Source organism: Litorilinea aerophila, from assembly GCF_006569185.2.
Lineage (GTDB): Bacteria > Chloroflexota > Anaerolineae > Caldilineales > Caldilineaceae > Litorilinea > Litorilinea aerophila.
On record NZ_VIGC02000005.1, the window covers coordinates 101,864 to 120,806 of the forward strand.

The window sequence follows — 18,943 nt, forward strand, 5'->3', positions numbered from 1 at the left end:
GCGTCACCTCAAAAACGGCCCAGCCACCGGCCCAGGCCGAGCTGTTCCATGCCGGCCAGGAGATACGCCAGGCGGTCGATCAGCAAACTGAAGCGGGCAGCCAACAGCCGGGCGAAGAGCAGCCCGGCCGCAAACCACAGGGCCCGCTCCCCCAGCCATATCCAGCCCTGCAGCAGACGCCGGACGTAAACGGGCTGTTGGGCCAGGTGACGTCGCCTGTCTACATGCAGGGCCAGGAGGGTGCCCGCCGTGATCAGCAGGGTCATCATGCCGCCCACCATCTGGGCACCGGTCTGCTGGCCAAAGGCAATGCGGGCCGCGTGCCAGAACTGGGGCACCAGGGTTCCCTGCCAGCCGCCAAACAGGGCCACACCCAGGGTAGTGGCCAGCAGCAACAGGACCGGGATCCGCCCGGCGCCGTAGAGCAGGGTGCGCCACCAGGGCGCCGGCTCCCCCACCCGGTCTGCGGGCTGGAGCATGGCCATGCCGCCGGCCACCCAGAGGAGGATCCCCAGCAACAAGGGTACCCACAGGTGCACGGCCCCGGGATTTTGCTCCAGGGGGGCCAGCAGGCGGGGCTGCAACACGTGCTCCCAGGTGATCAGAGCTCCATAGCCCAGGCCCGCGCCCACCAGAATGGACTGGGCCGCCCGGGCCAGGGCGTTGTCGCCCACCACCTCGCTCAGGATCATCAGGGTCAGCAGCAGGCCAACCCAGGTGCCGACGTCGTTTGCCAGGGCCTCCATGGTCTCCACTCAGGTTCCCGTCTCCCGGCCGACCAGGGCAGCCAGGTTTCCCAGGGCCAGCACGGCCAGCATGGCCAGATAGGCCCCCCGCTGGCCGCGGATCTGCGGGGCCAGGGCGGGGGATTCCGCCAGCAGGCGTGTTCGGGCATACAGATTCGCATAGCTGTAAGCGCCGTCGTAGCCGCTCACCAACCCCACCAGCTGGCCGCTGTCCAGGTAGGGGCGCAGCAGCGGATCGGCTGCCGCGCTGGTCGCCGCCACCAGGGGCACTCCGTTGCGGGGCTGGATCTGCTCCAGCCATTGCTGCACATCCTCCGTCTGGGCCGCCAGGACGATCCCCAGGGCCGGCGGGGTGGGCCTGCCCCCGGCTTCAGGCCACACGCCCGGCAGCAGAGCTGTCAGCTCCTGACCTGCCAGGGGCAGGGCGGCCAGGCCACCGGAGAGGAAGAGCGGCTCGCCCAGCAGCCTGCCCTCGGGCCGGGTCAGCCGGCTGGCATCCCGGCGCAAGGTCTGCAGCGCCTGCTCGATGACCCGGGTGGCGCTGGGCGGCCCGCCCGGCAGCAGGCTCACCACGGCCAGCCGGGCGCCCCGCTCCAACAGGTGTTGCACCACCGGCCGCGCCACCAGATTTAGCTCGCCGCCGGTAGCCGGATCGTAGGCCCAGAGCACCAACACCGGCGCATCCGGGGGCAGGGCCTCCACTGCGGCGTAGGCTGCGGCCACCCCAGGCCACTCCTGCGGCTGGACCGCCTCGGGACGGCCGCTCGCCAACAGGGAGCCCAGGACCACGGCCAGGATGGTGAAGAAGAGCCAGCGCCGGTGCAGCGAGGGCATGGCGGCTGGCGTCTCCGTTTCCTGCCGGCCGCTGGGCCGAGGCTCCCCCGACAGGATAGCCCGCAGTTGCCGATCCAGGGCTGGCGGCAACGCCTGGATGGGGGAAACGGGTAGCGCGGTGGCTGGGGGGGCAGCCTCCTCGCCCAGCCGATCTGCGATTCGCACCGGTTCTAACAACCCCTGGATGCCGGTGATCAGGCGCCGGCCACCCGGGATTTCCTGTTCAGCTTCGACCTGCGCCTCCTCGGCTGTGGGCGAGGTGTCCGACCTTTTCTCCTCTTCCGGGCTGCTTTCCAGCCAGGGCTGGTTCAGGTTGAGCCGGGGGCGCGGGGGCGGCTCGGCGCCCGGTGGTTCAGGCCTGGACGGTCGCCGGGCCTGGTCTGGGGGGCGTTCTTCATCCTCCCGCAGGTTGGTGCCGCAGCGATTGCAGAAGTTAGATCCAGCTCGGTTGGCAGTGCCACAGTGGGGACAGCGAATAATGGCCATCTTTGCTTGCTATTACAGTCTGGCGTAAATATCACGGCAGAAATTTCGGGTGCCCTCTGGGCGCGCTCCCTCTGGTGGATACCATCGGCGAATTTCTGCCGGGATTTACTAGGGACGATGGATCAAGTAGCGGATACCCGCTGCCAGCAGTGCCAGGCCGCTTCCCAGCAGGACGCCTCGAAACGCAGCCATGGCTGGAACATCCAGTGCCCACGCCATGGCGCCGGCCAGCCCGGCAGCCAGCCGGGGGGCGGCCATGGGGGTCTGGGCCGTCAACATCAGCAGCACGCCGGCCAGCATCCACAGGCCGCCGGGCCGGTTGAAGCGCAGGTACTGATAGGCCGCCGCCACCATGAACAGGGCCACCAGGGAGAACAGCGCTGCCTGTCCCGGCGCGATGATGGCATCAAAGATCCAGTTGACCAGCGGGCTTTGGATCCCCGACGGTGCCAGCAGACCACTGATGAGCACTGCCAACAGGGTGAGCAACAGGAGCAGGCTGTAGGGCCACTCTGCGCCGCCCTCCTGGATGCGGCGGATGTGGACCAGGGCCACGTTGGCCACGCCCAGAAGCAGCCCAAAGCCGCCCAGCAGAATCGCCCACTGGTAGAGGGTGTTGGTGACGGTCTCGATGCCGGGCACCAGGCCACTCCGTTCCAGGCCAATGGTGAAGGCCACCGCTGCCATCCCCAACAGGGCGAGATAATGTCCAACGAGGGTGCGACTGGATCTCATCTTGATTCGACAAAAGGCGTCGTCGGTATCATCGCTCCCATGATCGGGTTCAGGCCACGAGGGCCAGCAGCAGGAGCAGGGTGACAGCCACCATGCTGATCCAGGCCAGCCAATCCTGGGCGGGATCAGGGGCATCCGGGGGGGACGCGGTAGGCCGGTTCACGATCCACCAGGGCAAGGTCTCTCGCCGGCCAGTGGGTAGGGCGGCCTGATGGGGGAACAGCCAGTCGTGCATGGCCGTTGTCATAGCGGTGGGCTGGGGCTGGAACGCCCGAGGACGACTGCCTGCGCTCAAGGCATGGCTGGCCAGCCACGTGGCCACATCTGGGCCGGCGAAAAGGACGTTCACCCTGGGGGAGGCGGGTGGCTTCTGGTGGGGTGGGGTGAACAGCGCCGCCAGCCAGGCTGGTCCTGTTCCGCCTGCCATCAGGAGGGGCCGGGTAGGATCGGTGCGCCGCTCCGCCAGCATCTGGAGGGCCAACAGCGGGACAACCCCCTCCAGGATGCCCGGGCCGGTTTCCATGCCCAGCACGGCCTGGCTGCCGGCTTCCAGCTCCGCCTCGATGGCCACCTGCCAGGTGGTGGCCAGACCGGTCTCGGTGGGTTGCCAGGTCATGGCGCTTTCCCTTTCTCAGAGCCCTGGGCCCGGCTCAGGCGCTCGGCCCAAGAGCGCCAGCCGTGCCAGCCCAATAGCTCGGCCATGGGGGCCAGCAGGTAGAGCATCTGCCCGGCCACGAAACGAAGGGGCCAATGGCCCAGCAGAAACAGGGCCGCCGGCGTGTCCAGGGGCGGCCGGGCCAGCCGTTCCCACAGGACGTCTTCGGGCGTGGGTTCAGGATCGGCGGCTCCCATGGGCGGTCTATCCTGTGTGGATCCTGGATGGAAAGCGGACATCGGACTCGAGTTTCCTGTCGATGGTGGAAGGTCGGGCACAGTTTCGGCTATTGTACCATAGCCTGGCCCATGGACCATCCGGGTGTGGACCGCGCGGCCTGGGGGGAGTCGGAATTATCCGGCGGGGCAGTTTGGAGTATCTGGATGGGGGCCGGGTTCGTCATCATGGATAACGGGGATGGCGGACACACACCCGGCACGCGCCCATCGGTAGGGAATGGCCCTGGCTTTGTGGTATACTAGCGGCTGCCCTCGTCCTATCGAGCTCCCATCGCTATGCAGTCGCCACCGGCCTGTGGAGCTCAATGGACGGTGACCGTCACGTCCACCGACGGACGTACGATGGCGGTACTCATGGAATGTACATCCACTGAATGCAAAGGTGTCTGAATGCAAAGGTGTCTGAAATCTATGTTTCGAACCTTCCCTTTTTCGCTACGATCCATGGCCCTGGGCCTGGGGGTGATCCTGGCCCTCTTTCTGAGCAGTGCCTGTGGAAGTACCGGCCCGGAACCGACACCCACCCCGACCAAGACGCCCCTGCCCGCAGAGCCCCAGGCAGCCGTCCAGCCCGCCAGCGCCGCCCCCGCGGCCTCCCCCACGCCCCAGCCGGCAGCCGTTTTGCCCACGGCCACGCCCACCCCTGTGCCCGCCAACATCGCCCCTTACTCCGGCCTGCCGGCTGAGAATGAAGAATTCCTGCACCGCCGGCCCATTTTCATCTGCATCAACAACGATCCCGTCGGCCGCAGCGCCCACCATGGGCTCAGCCTGGCCGACCTGGTCTACGAGTACATCGTGGATGGCTTCACCATGACCCGCATCACGGCCATGTACCAGAGCCGCAGCGCGTCCCGGGTGGGGCCGGTGCGGTCGGCGCGGCTGCCCAACATCTGGATGACCTACATGTACGACGGCGTGCTGGCCTGCTCGGGCGGCAGCGATGAGGTCCGCTACCTGCTCAAGAACGAAGTCGGCTTCCCCTACCTGGATGCCGATGTGGACGATCCCTCCAATTCGGTCTATTTCCAGAGCATCGGCAACGACTATCGCACCCGGTTGCAGACCAGCACCGACGGCGTTCGGCGCTGGTTGGCGGACCAGGGCCTGACCAAGGAGTGGAGCCGGCCGGGCTTTGAATTCAGCCCGGAGCCGCCACCTGGCGCCGCCGGCACTGCCACCGTTATCCGCATTCCCTACCCGGGCGGTAACCAGGTGGAGTGGCGCTACGACGCCAGCCAGGGCGGCTATCTGCGCTTCCAGGGTGGGCAGCAGCAGTTCGACCCGGCCACCAATCAGCCCATCCTGGCCCAGAATGTGATCGTCATCGTGGCCAACCATCGTCTGACCGACATTGTGGAAGACAGCCTGGGCACCCGCAGCGTGGACATCGAACTCTACGGCTTTGGCGACTTCCGCATCTTCCGGGATGGCCAGGTCTACGAGGGGACCTGGCGAGCCGATCCCGAAAACCCGCCCCGCTGGCTGGGGCCGGGTGAAGTCGTTGTGAAGTTGAAGCCAGGCCAGAGCTGGATCCAGGTAATCCGGGAGTTGGGCGAAGTTACCTACCAGTAGGACAGCCCGGTGTCAGTAGCCCAGTGGGCTCTTGCGTAGCTGGGTGTACCCGCCTACGCATCCCGCACCACATACCGTCCGATTCCTGGGTGACTTCACGCCTCTTGGGGGAGCGCTTCTGGGCAGCTCCGCACCCGGCTACCGCTCCCAACCTCATCCTGGCCTGGCATCTGGCGTCTTTGCGCTTCCGTCTCAACCGTCCTGATCATTCACCATGGAGTCGAACATGAACGTAAGGTCCCGAGCTCCCCACCTCTACGCAGTGACCGCCAGCACCCTTGCCCTGGCGGCCGTACTCCTGATCGGATTGGTCGGCGCCCTGGCCAGGCCGGCCCAGGCCCAGGACGAGGCGCAACCCCGGTCCACCCAGGCCGGCTACACCTACACGGTCCAGGAGGGCGACTCCTGGGCCTCGGTGGCGGCCACCACCGGCGTCGACGAGGCCACCCTGCGGGCCGCCAATCCCCAGGCCCAGCGGGACAACGACTGGCTCCTGGTGGGGGAGGAGCTGTTCGTGCCCCTGGCCGCCGCCAGCACCCCCACCCGTACCCACGTGGTGCGCAGCGGCGAATCTTGGAGCACCATCGCCAGCCAGTACAACATCCCCGTGGACCTGCTCATGGCGGCCAACCCCAACTCGGTCCGCCCCGGCCTGGTGCTTTATCGGGGGGAAATCCTGGTGATCCCGGCCCGGGGCCAGGTTCCCACCGCCACGCCCACGCCGGCCCCCACGGCCACGGCCACACCCACCGCCACTGCCATGGCTACCGCCGCTGCCACGGCGACGGCCACAGGCACTGTCACGGTCACAGCCCCGGTGACGGGCCCGCAGGTCTCTGCCACGGTCACCACCACTGCCTCGTCGGCCGGTGCGGAAACCTTGCCTCCCTGTCCGGCCCGCTTTGCTGATTATCCTGAAAGCCTGAGCGAGCTGGTGAACCAGGCCGGCGACGTAAAAGCAGCCGTCTCGGCCTTCCTGGCAGCCTGTGGTGCCGCCGTGGATAACGGCCTCGTGACCGGCGACTGGACTGGCGATGACGTGCCGGATCTGGTGGTAGTCTTCCAGAATCCCCAGCCGGAGGCCACCTTTATCCAGAACGATTTGCTCATCTTCCAGAGCAGCGCCGACGGATACCAGCTGGGCTACCGGGCCCGGGCCGCCGGCGAGGTGCGTCTCCTGGCCACGGAAGACATCAACGCCGACGGCCAGGCCGACGTGGTCTGGGTCGATACCACCTGCGGCGCCAGCACCTGCTTCGACACAGTGAATGTACGAAGTTGGGATGGCTCTACCTGGGCCGACTGGACCGAGGGCACCATCACCATGGCCTATGCGGAGATCTCCCTGGATGATCGCAGCCCAGAGGGGCAGGGCCAGGAGATTGTGCTCAACGGCGGGATCTACGGCAGCATCGGCGCCGGTCCCCAGCGGAGCCGCACCGAAGTCTGGGCCAGCTATCAGGGGGCGCCTTACGTGCTGGCCGAAAAGAGCTACAGCCCCAGCGAGTGCCTCTACCACACGGTATTGGACGCCAACCGGGCCTTCCTGGCAGGGCCGGGGGAGGGCTTCCGCCAGGCCCAGGCGCTGTACACCCAGGCGGTGGAGGACGAAAGCCTGATCGAATGCTGGATGCGGCCCAACGAACTGGATGAGTTGCGCAGCTTCAGCCTCTATCGCCTGGCCGTGCTGGCCAGCTATCAGGGCGACGCCGAGGCAGCGGCCGAGTACATCGAACAGTTGGGCGCGACCTATCCCGATAGCGTCTACGACCAGCTGGGGCAGGCCTGGCTCCAGGCCTATCAGGAGAGCGCCGATCCCCAGGCTGCCTGTCAGGTCGCCAACGAGTATGCCACCGAGCACCCCGAATCCTGGCAGATGCTGGCCGACTACGGATACACCAATCCATCCTTCCAGGCCAGCGACGTCTGCCCCATCCTGGAGTTGGCCGAGCCGGACGCACAGGAAGCCCCGGCGGAGGCAGGCGCAGCCCCCACAGCGACCCCCCTCTCCGCCCAGGTGTTGCCGGACTGTCCTGCCACCCTGTCCGACTATGCCACCACCCTGCCTGATGTCCTGACCGCGGTGGGCAATGACCAGGCCAGCCTGGAAAACTGGCTTCGCCTCTGCAACGCCATGGGCGATGGCCGGGGCGCAGTAGTGCTGGCCGACCTGACGGGCGACGGGCGATCCGATGCTATCTTCTATCCGGTGATCATCAGTGACGTGGGCTTTGGCCCGGACGGCGCCCAGGGCGCGGTCCTCATCTACCACGCCACGGCGGACGGCGGCTACACCCTGGCCGCCCAGCCAGACATCTACGGCCAGCCCGAGCCCCTGGCCGTGGACGACCTTAACGCTGACGGACGCATGGACATCGCCTGGACGGTGGTGGGTTGCTCCACCTTCTGCGTCCGGGAGGTGCAGATGTGGACCTGGGACCAGGACGCCTACGTCTCCCTGATCCAGCCCGGCGCTACCATTGCCGAGGGGACGGCCTACTTTGAGCCTGTGGCCGAAGGGGATCCGGGCAGTGGCCAGCAGTTGGTGTTGGCCGGCGGGGTCAGCGGTACGCCAGAAGGAGGCCTGGACGTGCCCCACACGGAGATCTGGCAGAGTGTGGACGGCGGCCTCTACCAGCGCATCCGCTGGACCTACGACCGGGACAACCCCGGCAGCCGCTGCATGGGGCTGCGCCTGGTAGAGGCGGATGTGGCGCTCCAGGCGGCGGATGTGTTGGGCTACGGTCCCGCTGTGGAAGCCTACACGGATGCCCTCAAGCCAGGATGGGACGCATGCAGCATCTTTGGCCTGCCGGCCGAGGAAGAGCTGATCCTGCTCCAGGGGCTGGCCAGCTTCCGCCTGGTCCAGGCCCTGGCCCTGAACGGTGACCTGGAAGCCGCCGCGGCCACGGCAGCCGCTCTGGCTCAGGGTCAGCCAGACAGCGATTACAGCCAGGCGACCCAACAGTGGCTACAGGTCTACCAGGAGACGGGTGATCCGGCCCAGGCCTGCGAAGCGGTGCAGCCCATCTTCGAGGCCAACAGCGACCTCTGGCAGATCACCGATCATTACGGCTACAACCATCCTGCCCTGGCGCCAGAGCAGATCTGCTTTGTGCCCTGACCGGGTGCAGCCCGGCCCGGTACGATGGACTCTGACGTGGTGGGTCGACCACGCGTCCCTGCGTGACAGAGGTACGCGGTTCCTGGTGTCCATGTCCGGCCAGGAGGCCGAACCTACGCCGTGGGGCGGTCACACGTCCCTGCGTGCCAACTGGCCGCTGGTCACCACCGGCGTGCCCGCGGCCATGGCCTCCAGTACCATCATGCCGAAGCCTTCGTAGGTGCTGGGAAAGAGAAACGCCGTCGCCCCCGCATACAAGGCCGGTTTGTCCCCCTCCGCCACCCAACCACAGAAATGCACCTGCGCCTCGATGCCCTCTGCCCGGGCCAGGGGGCGCGGGTCTGGCGCGAAGGGGGTGTCTCGCGCGGGCAACTCCCCGGCGATCACCAGATGGATGGCCGGATCGCCCCCCTTTTCCAGGTAACGGCGGTAGGCCCGCAGGATACCCGCCACGTTCTTTCGGCGGTCAAAGCCCCCCAGGTAGAGAAAATAGCGTGCCGGCAAGTTGTACCGGCGGCGGACCGCGGCCGTTTGGGCCAGGTCCGGGGGGGGACCTGCCTGGTTCGGTCCGTGGTGGACCACGTGAACCCGTTCAGGTGGGACATTCAGGTGCTGGACAATGTCTTGGGCGCTGGCATGGCTGACCGTGAGGATGGCCTGGGCCCGACGGGCCGTGTGGGCCACCAGGGTCGTGTAGAGGCGATGGAAGGGGCTGCCCCGATAGCCGGGCAGCAGCAGCGGTATCAGATCGTGGACGGTGACCACCACCGGGCAGGGCTGACGCCAGGGTGCCGCCCAGTAGGGCACCCAGAGCACATGGGCCCCCAGCCGCGCCGCCGTCGCCGGGACCGTCACCTGTTCCCACCAGACTTTGGCCAGGGCTTTTGGCAGCCGGGGCAGCGGGACGGCGATGGACTCCACGCCGGGGCGGTCCTCCTGGGCAGCCGCTGCGCCTGCCGGCTGGAGCAGGGAAAGACGCAGGTGGGGTGCCAGGTGGGGCAGCCGCTGCAGGAGCTGTTCCAGGTATTGTCCGCTTCCCGTGGTGAGGCGGCCGGCGAACCAGCCGTTGATGGCCACATGCATGGGTCGGAGATGAAGGTTCAGCGTCGCGCCCGGAACCATTCCACCGTCTGGCGCAGCCCCTCCTCCAGGGAGACCTGGGCTTCCCAGCCCAACTGTTGCCGGGCCTTGCTGCTATCCAGGTAGGTGGCCAGCACTTCACCGACCGGCCGGGGGACGTAACTGGGCTGGTGGGAGTAACCGGTGATGGTGGCCAGCAGCCGGTGGAGGGTGTTGATGTCCGTGGGGACACCGGTGCCCACGTTGAAGATGCCCACGGCGTCGCTTTCCAGGGCCAACCGGTTGGCCCTGGCGATGTCGCCCACGTAGGTGAAATCCCGGCTCTGGGTGCCGTCCCCGGTGATGCGGGTCGGCTTTTGGGCCAGCATGGCGTCGGCGAAGATGGCCACCACGCCGGCCTCGCCCCGGCTGTCCTGGCGAGGGCCGTAGACGTTGGGGTAGCGCAGCGCCACGTAGGGGAGGCCGTAGTTCTGATGGTAGAGGTCCAGGTGATACTCCACGCTGAGCTTGTTGGCGCCGTAGTTGTCTTTGGGCTGCGGCCAGCTTCGCTCGGTGAAGGGAAGGCGGTCGCCAGCCTCGCTGGCCCCTTCGCCATAGACGGCGCCGCCGGTGCTGGCAAAGACGAACTTGCGGCAACCGTGCTGGCGGGCCTGCTCCAGCAGGATCAGGGAGCCCAACACATTGACCCGGGCGTAGGTGATGGGGTCGGCCATGCTCTCCCGCACGTTGGCCAGGGCGGCCTGATGGACCACCGCCTGGATGCCCTCTGCCTGAAAGATGGCGGCCATTTGCTCTTCGTCGCAGATGTCCGCCTGATAGAAGGTGGCCGCCGCCGGCACATTGTCCGCGTGGCCGGTGTGCAGGTTGTCGACCACCACCACCCGATGGCCTGCCTCCAGGAGTGCATCGGCCACATGGCTGCCGATGAAGCCGGCACCGCCGGTTACCATGACAATCATCCATCGCCTCCTTGCTTGTTTTTGAGCGCCCACTGGGGGCCAGCCCCGATGGGCTTATCCTGATATTCAACCGAGTAAATCCCGGCAGAAATTCGCCGATGGGTTCCACCAGAGGGAGTGCACCCAGAGGGCACCCGGAATTTCTGCTGTGCTCTTTACGCCAGACTGTACTGGTGTGCATTATGGGGCTCAGGGCCGATTCCGGCAAATGGCTCCACCACAGGCTGAATCTGCGTGCAGCAGCATCCTTTTTCACGGCAGGATGACGACGCCACAGGTGGGCCAATTCGGCCTGCAGAGATGCCGGTGGTCGGCAACCCGGTTGCGAATTTTGAAAATCGGCGGAATTGCAGGATACAGCACGATCTTTTCGGCAAATTTTCGATATAATAAGGTTGTTGCTGTGCCAACACCCTGAGGTTGCGCCCTGATACCCACGGGGCGGTGTCCCCCCAGCATCTAGCCAGCACACGGCTGAAACTTTCTTCCGGTTCTAGCGGTGTTCTATTGGGGTTCTAGCGAAGCGATGCAGCGCTTCACTTGGGGAAAGCCTTTTTGACTCCACTCCCGGAGCTTGGCCATCTTCTCGCTCCTGGGTACAATCAGAGGCCGTTGCGTCGCGCCTTTCATGGAAAAGACCTGGCCGGAGGTCCATCAAGTATGCTGATTCACAATGCGGTTGTTCTCACATTCGACGACCAGGATCGCGTCCTGGAATCCGGCGCGGTGCTGATCCAGGGGGACAGCATCGTGGACGTGGGCGAAAGCCAGGAGCTCCGGAGTCGTTACCCTGAAGAGGAGCAGTGGGATGCTGAGGGATTGCTCCTCATGCCCGGCCAGATCTGTGCCCATACCCATTTTTACGGCGCCTTCGCGCGGGGGATGTACATCCCCGGCCCGCCCCCAGCGGATTTCCCCCAGATTCTGGAACGCCTGTGGTGGCGGCTGGACAAAGCCCTGGACCTGGACGGGGTGCGCGCCTCCGCCCAGGTCTGCCTGGTGGATGCCATTCGCAACGGCACCACCACCCTCATCGACCATCACGCCAGCCAGCGGGCCATCGACGGCAGCCTGGACGCCATTGCCGAGGCCGTGGTGGAAAGCGGGCTGCGGGCTGTGCTCTGCTACGAAGTGACCGACCGGGATGGCCCCGAGGCCGCGGCCGCCGGAATCCGGGAAAACGTCCGCTTCGCCCGGCGTCTGGCCCAGGCCCGGCAGAGTGACCCGACCTCCCCCCTGGCCACCCGGCTGGCCGCCACCTTCGGCCTCCACGCCAGCTTTACCCTCTCGGATGAAACCCTGGAGGCGGCCATCGCGGACAGCAACCGGTTCCACATCCACGTGGCCGAACACCCGGTGGATCAATACGAGACGCTGCAACGATCGGGCATGCGGGTGGTGGAGCGCCTGGTAGACTTCGGCATCGCGGCGCCCGAGAGTATCCTGGCCCACTGCGTCCACATCGACGCCTGGGAGATGGCCCTGATCCGGGAAGTGGGCTCCTTCGTCAGCCATCAGCCCCGCTCCAACATGAACAATGCGGTGGGCACTGCGGAAATCACCACCCTCCTGCGGGGCGGTGTCCCGGTCTGCCTGGGCAACGATGGTTTCAGCAACGACATGTTCGCCGAAATGAAGGTGGCCGATCTACTGCAGAAGGCCGCTCACGGCGACCCCCGCTACCTGGGCGCGGACCAGGTGGTCCGCATGGCTATCCACCACAACCGCCGGCTGGCCCAGGTCTTCTTCGAGAAACCTCTGGGCATCATCGCCCCCGGAGCCTACGCAGACCTCATTTTGTTGGACTACTACCCCACAACTCCCCTCACCCCCGAAAATTTGCCCTGGCATCTGCTCTTTGGCGTCAGCGGTGGCCATGTCCACAGCACCATCGCCCATGGCCAGGTGCTCATGCGCAACCGGAAACTCCTCACCCTGGACGAGGCCCAAATCACCGCGTGCAGTCGCCATCTGGCTGCCCAGACATGGGAGCGCTACTGGGAGATGTTTCCGTAGGGAATCTTCAATCTTGAATCTTTAATCTTCAGTCAAGGAGTCCACTTACATGAAACCCACCATCGCCGTCATTGGCGGCACCGGTGCCGAGGGGTCCGGCCTGGCCTTGCGTTGGGCCCGGGCCGGCTACCCCGTGGTGATCGGCAGCCGCAGCGCAGAGAAGGCCGCCACGGTCAGTGCCAGCCTGGGAGAACGGCTGCCCCCAGGCAGCGCCCCGCTGACCGGCGCCACCAACGCAGAAGCGGCTCAGGCCGCCGACGTGGTCGTGCTCAGCGTCCCCTACAGCGCCCAGGAGGCCACCCTCCAGCAAATCGGGGACGCCTGCCAGGGCAAGATCCTCATCACCGTGGGCGTGCCCCTCAAGCCGCCCCGGGTGAGCGTCGTCTGGCATCCGCCGGCCGGCTCCGCAGCTCAGGAAGCCCAGGCCCAACTGGGGGAGGGCGTCCGGGTGGTGGCTGCGTTCCAGAACATCGCCGCCGATCACCTCCAGGACCTGAGCTGGGAACCGGATTGCGATGTGCTGGTGGTGGGCGACGACAAGGCCGCCCGGCAGCAGGCCCTGGAGCTAGTGCGCGCGGCCGGCCTCTTCGGCGTGGACGCGGGGCCGCTGGCCAACGCCGGCGTGGTGGAAGGGTTGACCGCGTTGCTGATCGGGATCAACATCCGCTACAAGGTCAAGGGCAGCGGCATCCGCATCACCGGCATCCCCCGGGAGGGCTGAGGCCATGCAGCTGGAAACCCGGGCGGTCCACGCTGGTCGCCAGGTGGACCCGGCCACCGGCGCGGTGATGCCGCCCATCCATCTTTCCACCACCTTCGAGCGGGATGCCGACGGCGCGTATCCCCACGGCTACATCTACACCCGCAGCGGCAATCCCAACCGCCAGGCCCTGGAGCAGTGCCTGGCCCAGTTGGAAGGGGGGGCAGCCGCGGCCGCCTTCTCCTCTGGCATGGCGGCCACCATGGCTGTGCTGCAGGCCTTCCAGCCAGGCGACCACGTGCTGTTGCCGGCCGATGTCTACTACGGCACCCGTAAGCTGGCCCAGGAAATCTTCCGCCCCTGGGGCCTGGCGGTCTCCACCGTGGACATGGCCGACCTGGAGCAGGTCCGGGCGGCCATCCAGCCGCAAACCCGGCTGGTCTGGGTGGAGACGCCGTCCAATCCCCTGCTCAAGATCACCGACATTGCCGCGGTGGCCGAGATGGCCCACCGGGTGGGTGCGCGCTGTGTGGTGGACAACACCTGGGCCACGCCGGTTTTGCAACAGCCCCTGAGCCTGGGCGCCGATCTGGCCATGCACGCCACCACCAAGTACCTGGGGGGACACAGCGACCTGCTGGGGGGCGCCCTCATCGCCCGGGAGGAGGACGACTTTTTCCTGCGCATCCGTGAGATCCAGGCCACGGGGGGCGCAGTGCCGTCGCCCTTCGACTGCTGGCTCTTGTTGCGCAGCATCCGCACCCTGCCCTACCGCATGCGGGCCCACTGCCACAACGGGCTGGCAGTCGCTCGCTTCCTGCAGGAGCACCCCCGGGTGGAGGCCGTCCACTACCCCGGACTGGCCAGTCACCCGGGACACACCGTGGCCGCGCGCCAGATGCAGGGATTCGGCGGGATGCTCTCCATCCAGGTGGCCGGCGGCGCCGACGCAGCCATGGCCGTGGCCAGCCGGGTGCGCCTCTTCACCCGGGCCACCAGTCTGGGCGGTGTGGAAAGCCTCATCGAACATCGGGCCTCGGTGGAGGGCCCTGCATCCACCACGCCGCCCAACCTGCTGCGGCTTTCCGTCGGCCTGGAGCATCCCGACGACCTGATCGCCGACCTGGCCCAGGCCCTGGGTTGACGCGACCATGGAACTCTGGCGTGCCCTCCGGCTGGATCTGGCGCCCGAGACTCCCCACGTGGTCAGCTTTGTGGGCGGCGGCGGCAAAAGTACGGCCCTCTTTCGGCTGGCCCGGGAACTGGTGGCCCAGGGCAGCCGGGTCATTGTGACCACCACCACCCACCTGGGCGTGGCCCAAACCCAGGGCTACGCCGGCCTGTTGTGCCTGGCGGAGGGCGAGGGTCCGCCGGCAGACGGGATAGCCGACCGACTGGTCGCCCATGGCCAATGCCTGTTGGTCGGACCTCGGGTGGGTGCGAAGTGGCGGGGGCTGACGGCCGGGCAATTTCAGGCCCTGTGGACGGTGGCGCGGGCACTGGCGGTGACGGCCATCCTGGTGGAAGCCGACGGCAGCCGTGGCCTGCCGGTGAAGGCGCCGGCATCCCACGAGCCTGTGGTGCCGCCCATGACCACACTGCTGGTGCCGGTGGCCGGGCTGGATGGTGTGGGCGCACCGGTGGACGGGGACCATGTCCACCGGCCCGAACAGGTGCGGAAGCTGCTGGGGTTGGATGCCGGGATGTCCGCTCGGTTGACGCCGGCGCAACTGGCCCGGCTCCTGGTTCATCCAGCGGGCGGGGCCAGGCATAGACCGCCCACGGCCCGCCTGCTTCCCCTGCTCAACAAGGCGGACGACATCTGCCGCCTGGTCCTGGGGCGCCTGACCGCCGCCTGCCTGCTTCGCCTGGGCCAGGCGTCCCTGGTGGCTGCCGTGGCCCAAGAGGAGGAGCCGGTGTTGGAGCGGTGGGCTCCCTGGGCGGCCATTGTGTTGGCGGCAGGAGAAGGCCGGCGCATGGGGCGCCCCAAGCAGCTCGTCCCGGTGGACGGCGAGCCCATGGTAGCTCGCGCTGTGGGGACGGTCTTGGCGGCCGGGCCATCAGCCGTGCTGGTGGTCACCGGAGCCCATGGGGAGCAGGTCCAGGCGGCCCTGGCGTCCTGGCAGGCAGTGGCCGGCACAAGCCTGCGGTTGGTTCCCAATCCCCGTTGGGCCGAAGGACAGGCCAGTAGCATGCGGGCCGGCCTGTTGGCCCTGGACGAGGCCATCCAGGCGGCCCTCTTTCTGCCCGTGGATCAGCCTTTGCTGTCGTCTCGGTTGTTGCGGCAGATGTATCGCTGCTGGCAGGCAGGCGCTCCCCTGGTCACTCCCCGGGTGGATGGTCAGATCCGGGGCGCCCCGGCCCTCTTCGACCGGGCCCTCTGGCCCGAGCTGCTGGCCGTCCAGGGGGATGTGGGCGGCCGGGAGGTGCTGCGTCGTCATCAGCACCAGGCAGCCACCATCCCCGTGCAGCCGGAAGAGCTCCAGGACGTGGACACACCCGAGGATCTGGCCCGCCTTCGGTGACCGGGCGCCGGGGTCCTCTGGCCCGATTGCCCGGCATTCCTGGGGCCGTAGATCACGCAAGGATGCGTGACAGCGGTGCTACTACAGCCTGGCGTAAATACCCCGGCAGAAATTCCGGGTGCCCTCTGGGCGCACTGCCTGTGCTGGATACTATCGGCGAATTTCTGCCGGGATTTACTACCCAATTTGTGGCCGCAGCGATGGAACCCGCTGGGCCAGGGCCTGGAGCAGGGCCGCGCTGTGGGGGCCGTGGGCCGTCAGGACGATCCGCCGGTGGTCGGGGCTATCGCCGGTCGCTTCCAGGTTGACGGCCAGGTGATCGTCCGTCAGCATTCCGGCCACCCGGTCCGCCCATTCGATGACCACCACGGCCCCGCTGGCCTGCCCGCTGAGGCTGGTCGGTTCTCCGGCGCTGTCCAGGATTTCCTCCAGGCCAAAGGTGGCTGCGTCCAGCTCGGGGGCCGTATCGGCCAGCCGATAGACATCCACGTGGATCAGCTGCAGCCCGCCCCGGCCCTGGTACTCGTTGACCAGGGTGAAGGTGGGGCTGGTCACCCGGGCGGTGATGCCCATGCCCGCGGCCAGCCCCTGGGTGAAGGTGGTCTTGCCGGCGCCCAGGTCGCCCCGCAGGGCGATGATGTGGCCGGCCTGGACCAGGCTGCCCAGCTGGTGGCCCAGGGCCTGGGTCTCGGCTGCGCTGTGGGTTTCGACTGCGTAGGGATGGGTAACAGAGGTGTGCATGGTCTCAGTCATGGCTGGTTTACAGTTTCGATCAGGGCCTGGATCTGGGCGCTGAACTGGTTCACCAGTTGCTGGGCCCGCTCGGGGTCTTGCCCCTCGGCCACTACCTCCAGATAGGGCCGATCCGGATCGGGGGCGATGTGGACCCACTCTTGGTTTTCCAGGCAGATTTTGAGTCCGTCGATGTTGTCGGAGATGTTCACGGTGTGCTGTCTGTGGAGTTCCCGCATGACCCGGGCCTTGGCATCCCAGGGGCAATTGACCAGATGGCGGACCAGGTTCATGGGCGGCAGATAGCTCACCACTTCGCTTAGGGGGGCCTGCCGGACGGCCAGGTATTCCAGCAGGCAGGCCACGGCCATCATCCCATCCACCGCGGGCTGGAAGGGCGGGAAGATAAAGTTGCCGGTGCCGTCGGTCACCAGCAGGATGTCGCTCTGCTGGGCGGTGGTCATGAGGCTGTGCAGGTTGTTGTTGATGCGCAGCACCCGCCCCTCATGCCAGGCGGCGATGGTGTCGATGGCGTTGGGCATGGTCGCGGGGACGGCCACCGTGCGGCCCGGGTGGGCGTAGAGGGCCAGCTCCACCATGAGCGCGGCCGCGGTGAGATCGTCCAGGATGCGGCCATGTTCGTCCACCAGGAAGATCTTCTCGCCGCCCACATCCAGTTGAATGCCCATGTCTGCATCCAGGACGCCCACAATTTTGGCCACCCGTTCCAGGTTGGCGTGGAACTCGTGCTGGAGCATGGCCAGCTTGGTCTCGTCCATGCGGGCGTTGAGGGGGACAGTATCCACCCCCAGCTTATTCAGGATGTGGGAGAGGGTATCCGCGGCCAGCCCGTGGGAGTAATCGATGACGATGCGGAAATGGGCCTGGCGGATGCGGTCCACGTCCACGTGGGCCAGGAAGTCCTCGGTGTACTCCTCGATGGGCCGGTTGGCGTACTGGATCAGGCCGATCTCGTCCAGGTAGGCCCGTCGGAAGTCCTCCCGGAAGAAGCTGCGCTCGATGGCCCGCTCGGCCGCCTTGCTCTGGTTCAGGCCGTTGTGGTCGATGAAGCGGATGTCCACCACCCGCTGGTCGAAGGGGCTGAGGCGGACGTGGATGCCGGCCGAGGTGTTGGCATGTTTGCGCACGAAGTGACGCAACACGGGGATGGCCACGGTGCCCAGGTCCCACACGTTGACCCCGGTGCCGGGGAGTCCGCTGATCAGGGCCCGTTTGAGCATGCGGGAGGAGCGGTGGATGTCCCGGTTGAGCGCGACGTAGCTGTTTTTGGGCAGCGTCGCGCCCAGGGCAGCACCCAGCTTGGCCGCGAACTCGGGCGTCAGGTCCACGTTGACTACGCCCGTGACGCCGAAGCGGCCGAAGAGGGAACGCCGCCCCTGGTTGCCCCAGATGATGCTGTCCTTCACCGTGGCCCCGGCCTCGATCTCCTTGTGGGGCCAGAGCTTCACCTCGGCATGGAGCACGCAGCCCTCGCCCAGAACGTTGTTATCGCCGATGACCACCCCTTCGTAGGCCACCACGTTGGACTTGATGCTACACTGGCGCGCCACCACCGTTCCCCGCAGCTCACAATTTTCGCCCACGTAGTTGTTGCGCCACAGGATGCTGCGCTCGATGCGGGTGTAGGCATCGACGATGGTGTAATCCCGGATGACGCTGGGACCGTAGATGGTTACATCCCCCTTGATTTTGACGCCGTTGCCCAGGTAGATGGGGCCGAAGAGCTGGGCGCTGGGCGCGATCTCCACGTCCTGCCCCACCCAGATGCCCCCGCCCACGTGCTGGCCGATGGGGCTGGACAGCTTGACTTTGCCGAAGAGCAGGTCGGCATTGGCCCGGCGATACTCTTCGATGGTGCCCACGTCGCACCAGTAGCCGTCGGCCACGTAGCCGTAGAGGGGGAGCTTCTTCTGAAGCAAGAGCGGGAAGAGATCTGTGGAGAAGTCGTAGGCCACATCCGACGGGATCATCTCCAACACCTCCGGCTCCAGCACGTAGATCCCGGTGTTTACCGTGTCGGACATGATCTCGCCCCAGCTGGGCTTTTCCTGAAAGCCCAGGATGCGCCCATCTTCCCCTGTGACGATCACGCCGAACTCCAGGGGGTTGGCCACGTGGGTCAGGGTGAGGGAGGCCAGGGCTTCCCGTTCCCGGTGGGTTTGGATGATCCGGCCCAGGTCAAAGTCGGTGAGGGCATCGCCGCTGATGACCAGGAAGGTGTCGTCCAGGTAGCGCTCGGCGTTTTTGACGCTGCCGGCCGTGCCCAGGGGCGATTCTTCCACCACGTAGGTCAGCCGCATGCCCAGGTTCCGGCCGTCCTCGAAGAAGTCCTGGATGGTGGAGGCCATGTAGCGCAAGGTCACCACCACATCGGTGATGCCGTGGTTTTTCAAGAGATCCAGGATGTGGGCCATCACGGACTTGTTGACAATGGGCACCATGGGTTTGGGGCGCCCAACGGTCAGAGGGCGAAGGCGAGAGCCTTCGCCGCCGGCCATGACGACAGCTTTCATGGA

15 protein-coding genes are annotated in these 18,943 nt (G+C 66.8%); 6 read left to right on the forward strand and 9 right to left on the reverse strand.

Annotation, left to right across the window (positions count from 1 at the left end; all coding sequences use genetic code 11):
* Positions 1 to 8 precede the first annotated feature (8 nt).
* From FKZ61_RS04920 to FKZ61_RS04940, 5 genes are all read right to left on the reverse strand, one after another.
* Positions 9 to 746, reverse strand: coding sequence for a hypothetical protein (locus FKZ61_RS04920; RefSeq protein WP_141608962.1), 738 nt, complete (start codon positions 744 to 746; stop codon positions 9 to 11).
* 9 nt (positions 747 to 755) lie between these two features.
* Positions 756 to 2,066, reverse strand: a complete 1,311-nt coding sequence (locus FKZ61_RS04925) for a zinc ribbon domain-containing protein (RefSeq protein ID WP_141608963.1) — start codon at positions 2,064 to 2,066, stop codon at positions 756 to 758.
* 108 nt (positions 2,067 to 2,174) lie between these two features.
* Complete coding sequence (locus FKZ61_RS04930) at positions 2,175 to 2,801, reverse strand: hypothetical protein (RefSeq protein ID WP_141608964.1); 627 nt, start codon at positions 2,799 to 2,801, stop codon at positions 2,175 to 2,177.
* Between the two features lie 49 nt (positions 2,802 to 2,850).
* Complete coding sequence (locus FKZ61_RS04935) at positions 2,851 to 3,417, reverse strand: hypothetical protein (protein ID WP_141608965.1); 567 nt, start codon at positions 3,415 to 3,417, stop codon at positions 2,851 to 2,853.
* Positions 3,414 to 3,653: a hypothetical protein gene (locus FKZ61_RS04940; protein WP_141608966.1), complete on the reverse strand. Its 240-nt coding sequence runs from the start codon at positions 3,651 to 3,653 to the stop codon at positions 3,414 to 3,416. The genes FKZ61_RS04935 and FKZ61_RS04940 overlap by 4 nt, the downstream gene beginning before the upstream one ends.
* A 453-nt stretch (positions 3,654 to 4,106) precedes the next feature.
* Here FKZ61_RS04940 and FKZ61_RS04945 point away from each other — a divergent pair, with 453 nt between their 5' ends.
* On the forward strand, positions 4,107 to 5,270 hold the full coding sequence (locus FKZ61_RS04945) for a DUF3048 domain-containing protein (protein WP_141608967.1): 1,164 nt from the start codon (positions 4,107 to 4,109) through the stop codon (positions 5,268 to 5,270).
* A 226-nt stretch (positions 5,271 to 5,496) separates the two neighbouring features.
* On the forward strand, positions 5,497 to 8,394 hold the full coding sequence (locus tag FKZ61_RS04950) for a LysM peptidoglycan-binding domain-containing protein (RefSeq protein WP_170199279.1): 2,898 nt from the start codon (positions 5,497 to 5,499) through the stop codon (positions 8,392 to 8,394).
* A 129-nt stretch (positions 8,395 to 8,523) separates the two neighbouring features.
* Here the strand turns inward: FKZ61_RS04950 and FKZ61_RS04955 are convergent, their stop codons facing one another.
* On the reverse strand, positions 8,524 to 9,477 hold the full coding sequence (locus FKZ61_RS04955) for a glycosyltransferase family 4 protein (RefSeq protein ID WP_170199281.1): 954 nt from the start codon (positions 9,475 to 9,477) through the stop codon (positions 8,524 to 8,526).
* A 17-nt stretch (positions 9,478 to 9,494) separates the two neighbouring features.
* Positions 9,495 to 10,433 (reverse strand): NAD-dependent epimerase/dehydratase family protein, encoded by a 939-nt coding sequence (locus FKZ61_RS04960; protein ID WP_141608970.1) that lies wholly within the window; start codon positions 10,431 to 10,433, stop codon positions 9,495 to 9,497.
* A gap of 660 nt (positions 10,434 to 11,093) precedes the next feature.
* On the opposite strand from FKZ61_RS04960, the gene ssnA reads away from it, so the two are divergent.
* Genes ssnA through yqeC form a run of 4 tightly spaced genes read left to right on the forward strand, consistent with a single transcriptional unit; the run spans position 11,094 to position 15,674 of the window.
* Entirely contained in the window at positions 11,094 to 12,449 is a 1,356-nt protein-coding gene (gene ssnA, locus FKZ61_RS04965; protein ID WP_141608971.1) for a putative aminohydrolase SsnA, read from the forward strand.
* A gap of 49 nt (positions 12,450 to 12,498) precedes the next feature.
* Positions 12,499 to 13,170 carry an NADPH-dependent F420 reductase gene (gene npdG, locus FKZ61_RS04970; protein WP_141608972.1) on the forward strand — a complete coding sequence of 224 codons (672 nt, stop codon included), beginning with the start codon at positions 12,499 to 12,501 and terminating at the stop codon, positions 13,168 to 13,170.
* A gap of 4 nt (positions 13,171 to 13,174) precedes the next feature.
* Entirely contained in the window at positions 13,175 to 14,293 is a 1,119-nt protein-coding gene (locus FKZ61_RS04975; protein WP_141608973.1) for a trans-sulfuration enzyme family protein, read from the forward strand.
* Between the two features lie 7 nt (positions 14,294 to 14,300).
* Positions 14,301 to 15,674 carry a selenium cofactor biosynthesis protein YqeC gene (gene yqeC, locus FKZ61_RS04980; protein ID WP_141608974.1) on the forward strand — a complete coding sequence of 458 codons (1,374 nt, stop codon included), beginning with the start codon at positions 14,301 to 14,303 and terminating at the stop codon, positions 15,672 to 15,674.
* 177 nt (positions 15,675 to 15,851) lie between these two features.
* Here the strand turns inward: yqeC and tsaE are convergent, their stop codons facing one another.
* Together tsaE and FKZ61_RS04990 are read right to left on the reverse strand one after the other, a co-directional pair.
* Positions 15,852 to 16,415: a tRNA (adenosine(37)-N6)-threonylcarbamoyltransferase complex ATPase subunit type 1 TsaE gene (gene tsaE / locus FKZ61_RS04985; RefSeq protein WP_141608975.1), complete on the reverse strand. Its 564-nt coding sequence runs from the start codon at positions 16,413 to 16,415 to the stop codon at positions 15,852 to 15,854.
* Between the two features lie 8 nt (positions 16,416 to 16,423).
* Positions 16,424 to 18,940 carry a sugar phosphate nucleotidyltransferase gene (locus FKZ61_RS04990; protein WP_141608976.1) on the reverse strand — a complete coding sequence of 839 codons (2,517 nt, stop codon included), beginning with the start codon at positions 18,938 to 18,940 and terminating at the stop codon, positions 16,424 to 16,426.
* Positions 18,941 to 18,943 lie beyond the last annotated feature (3 nt).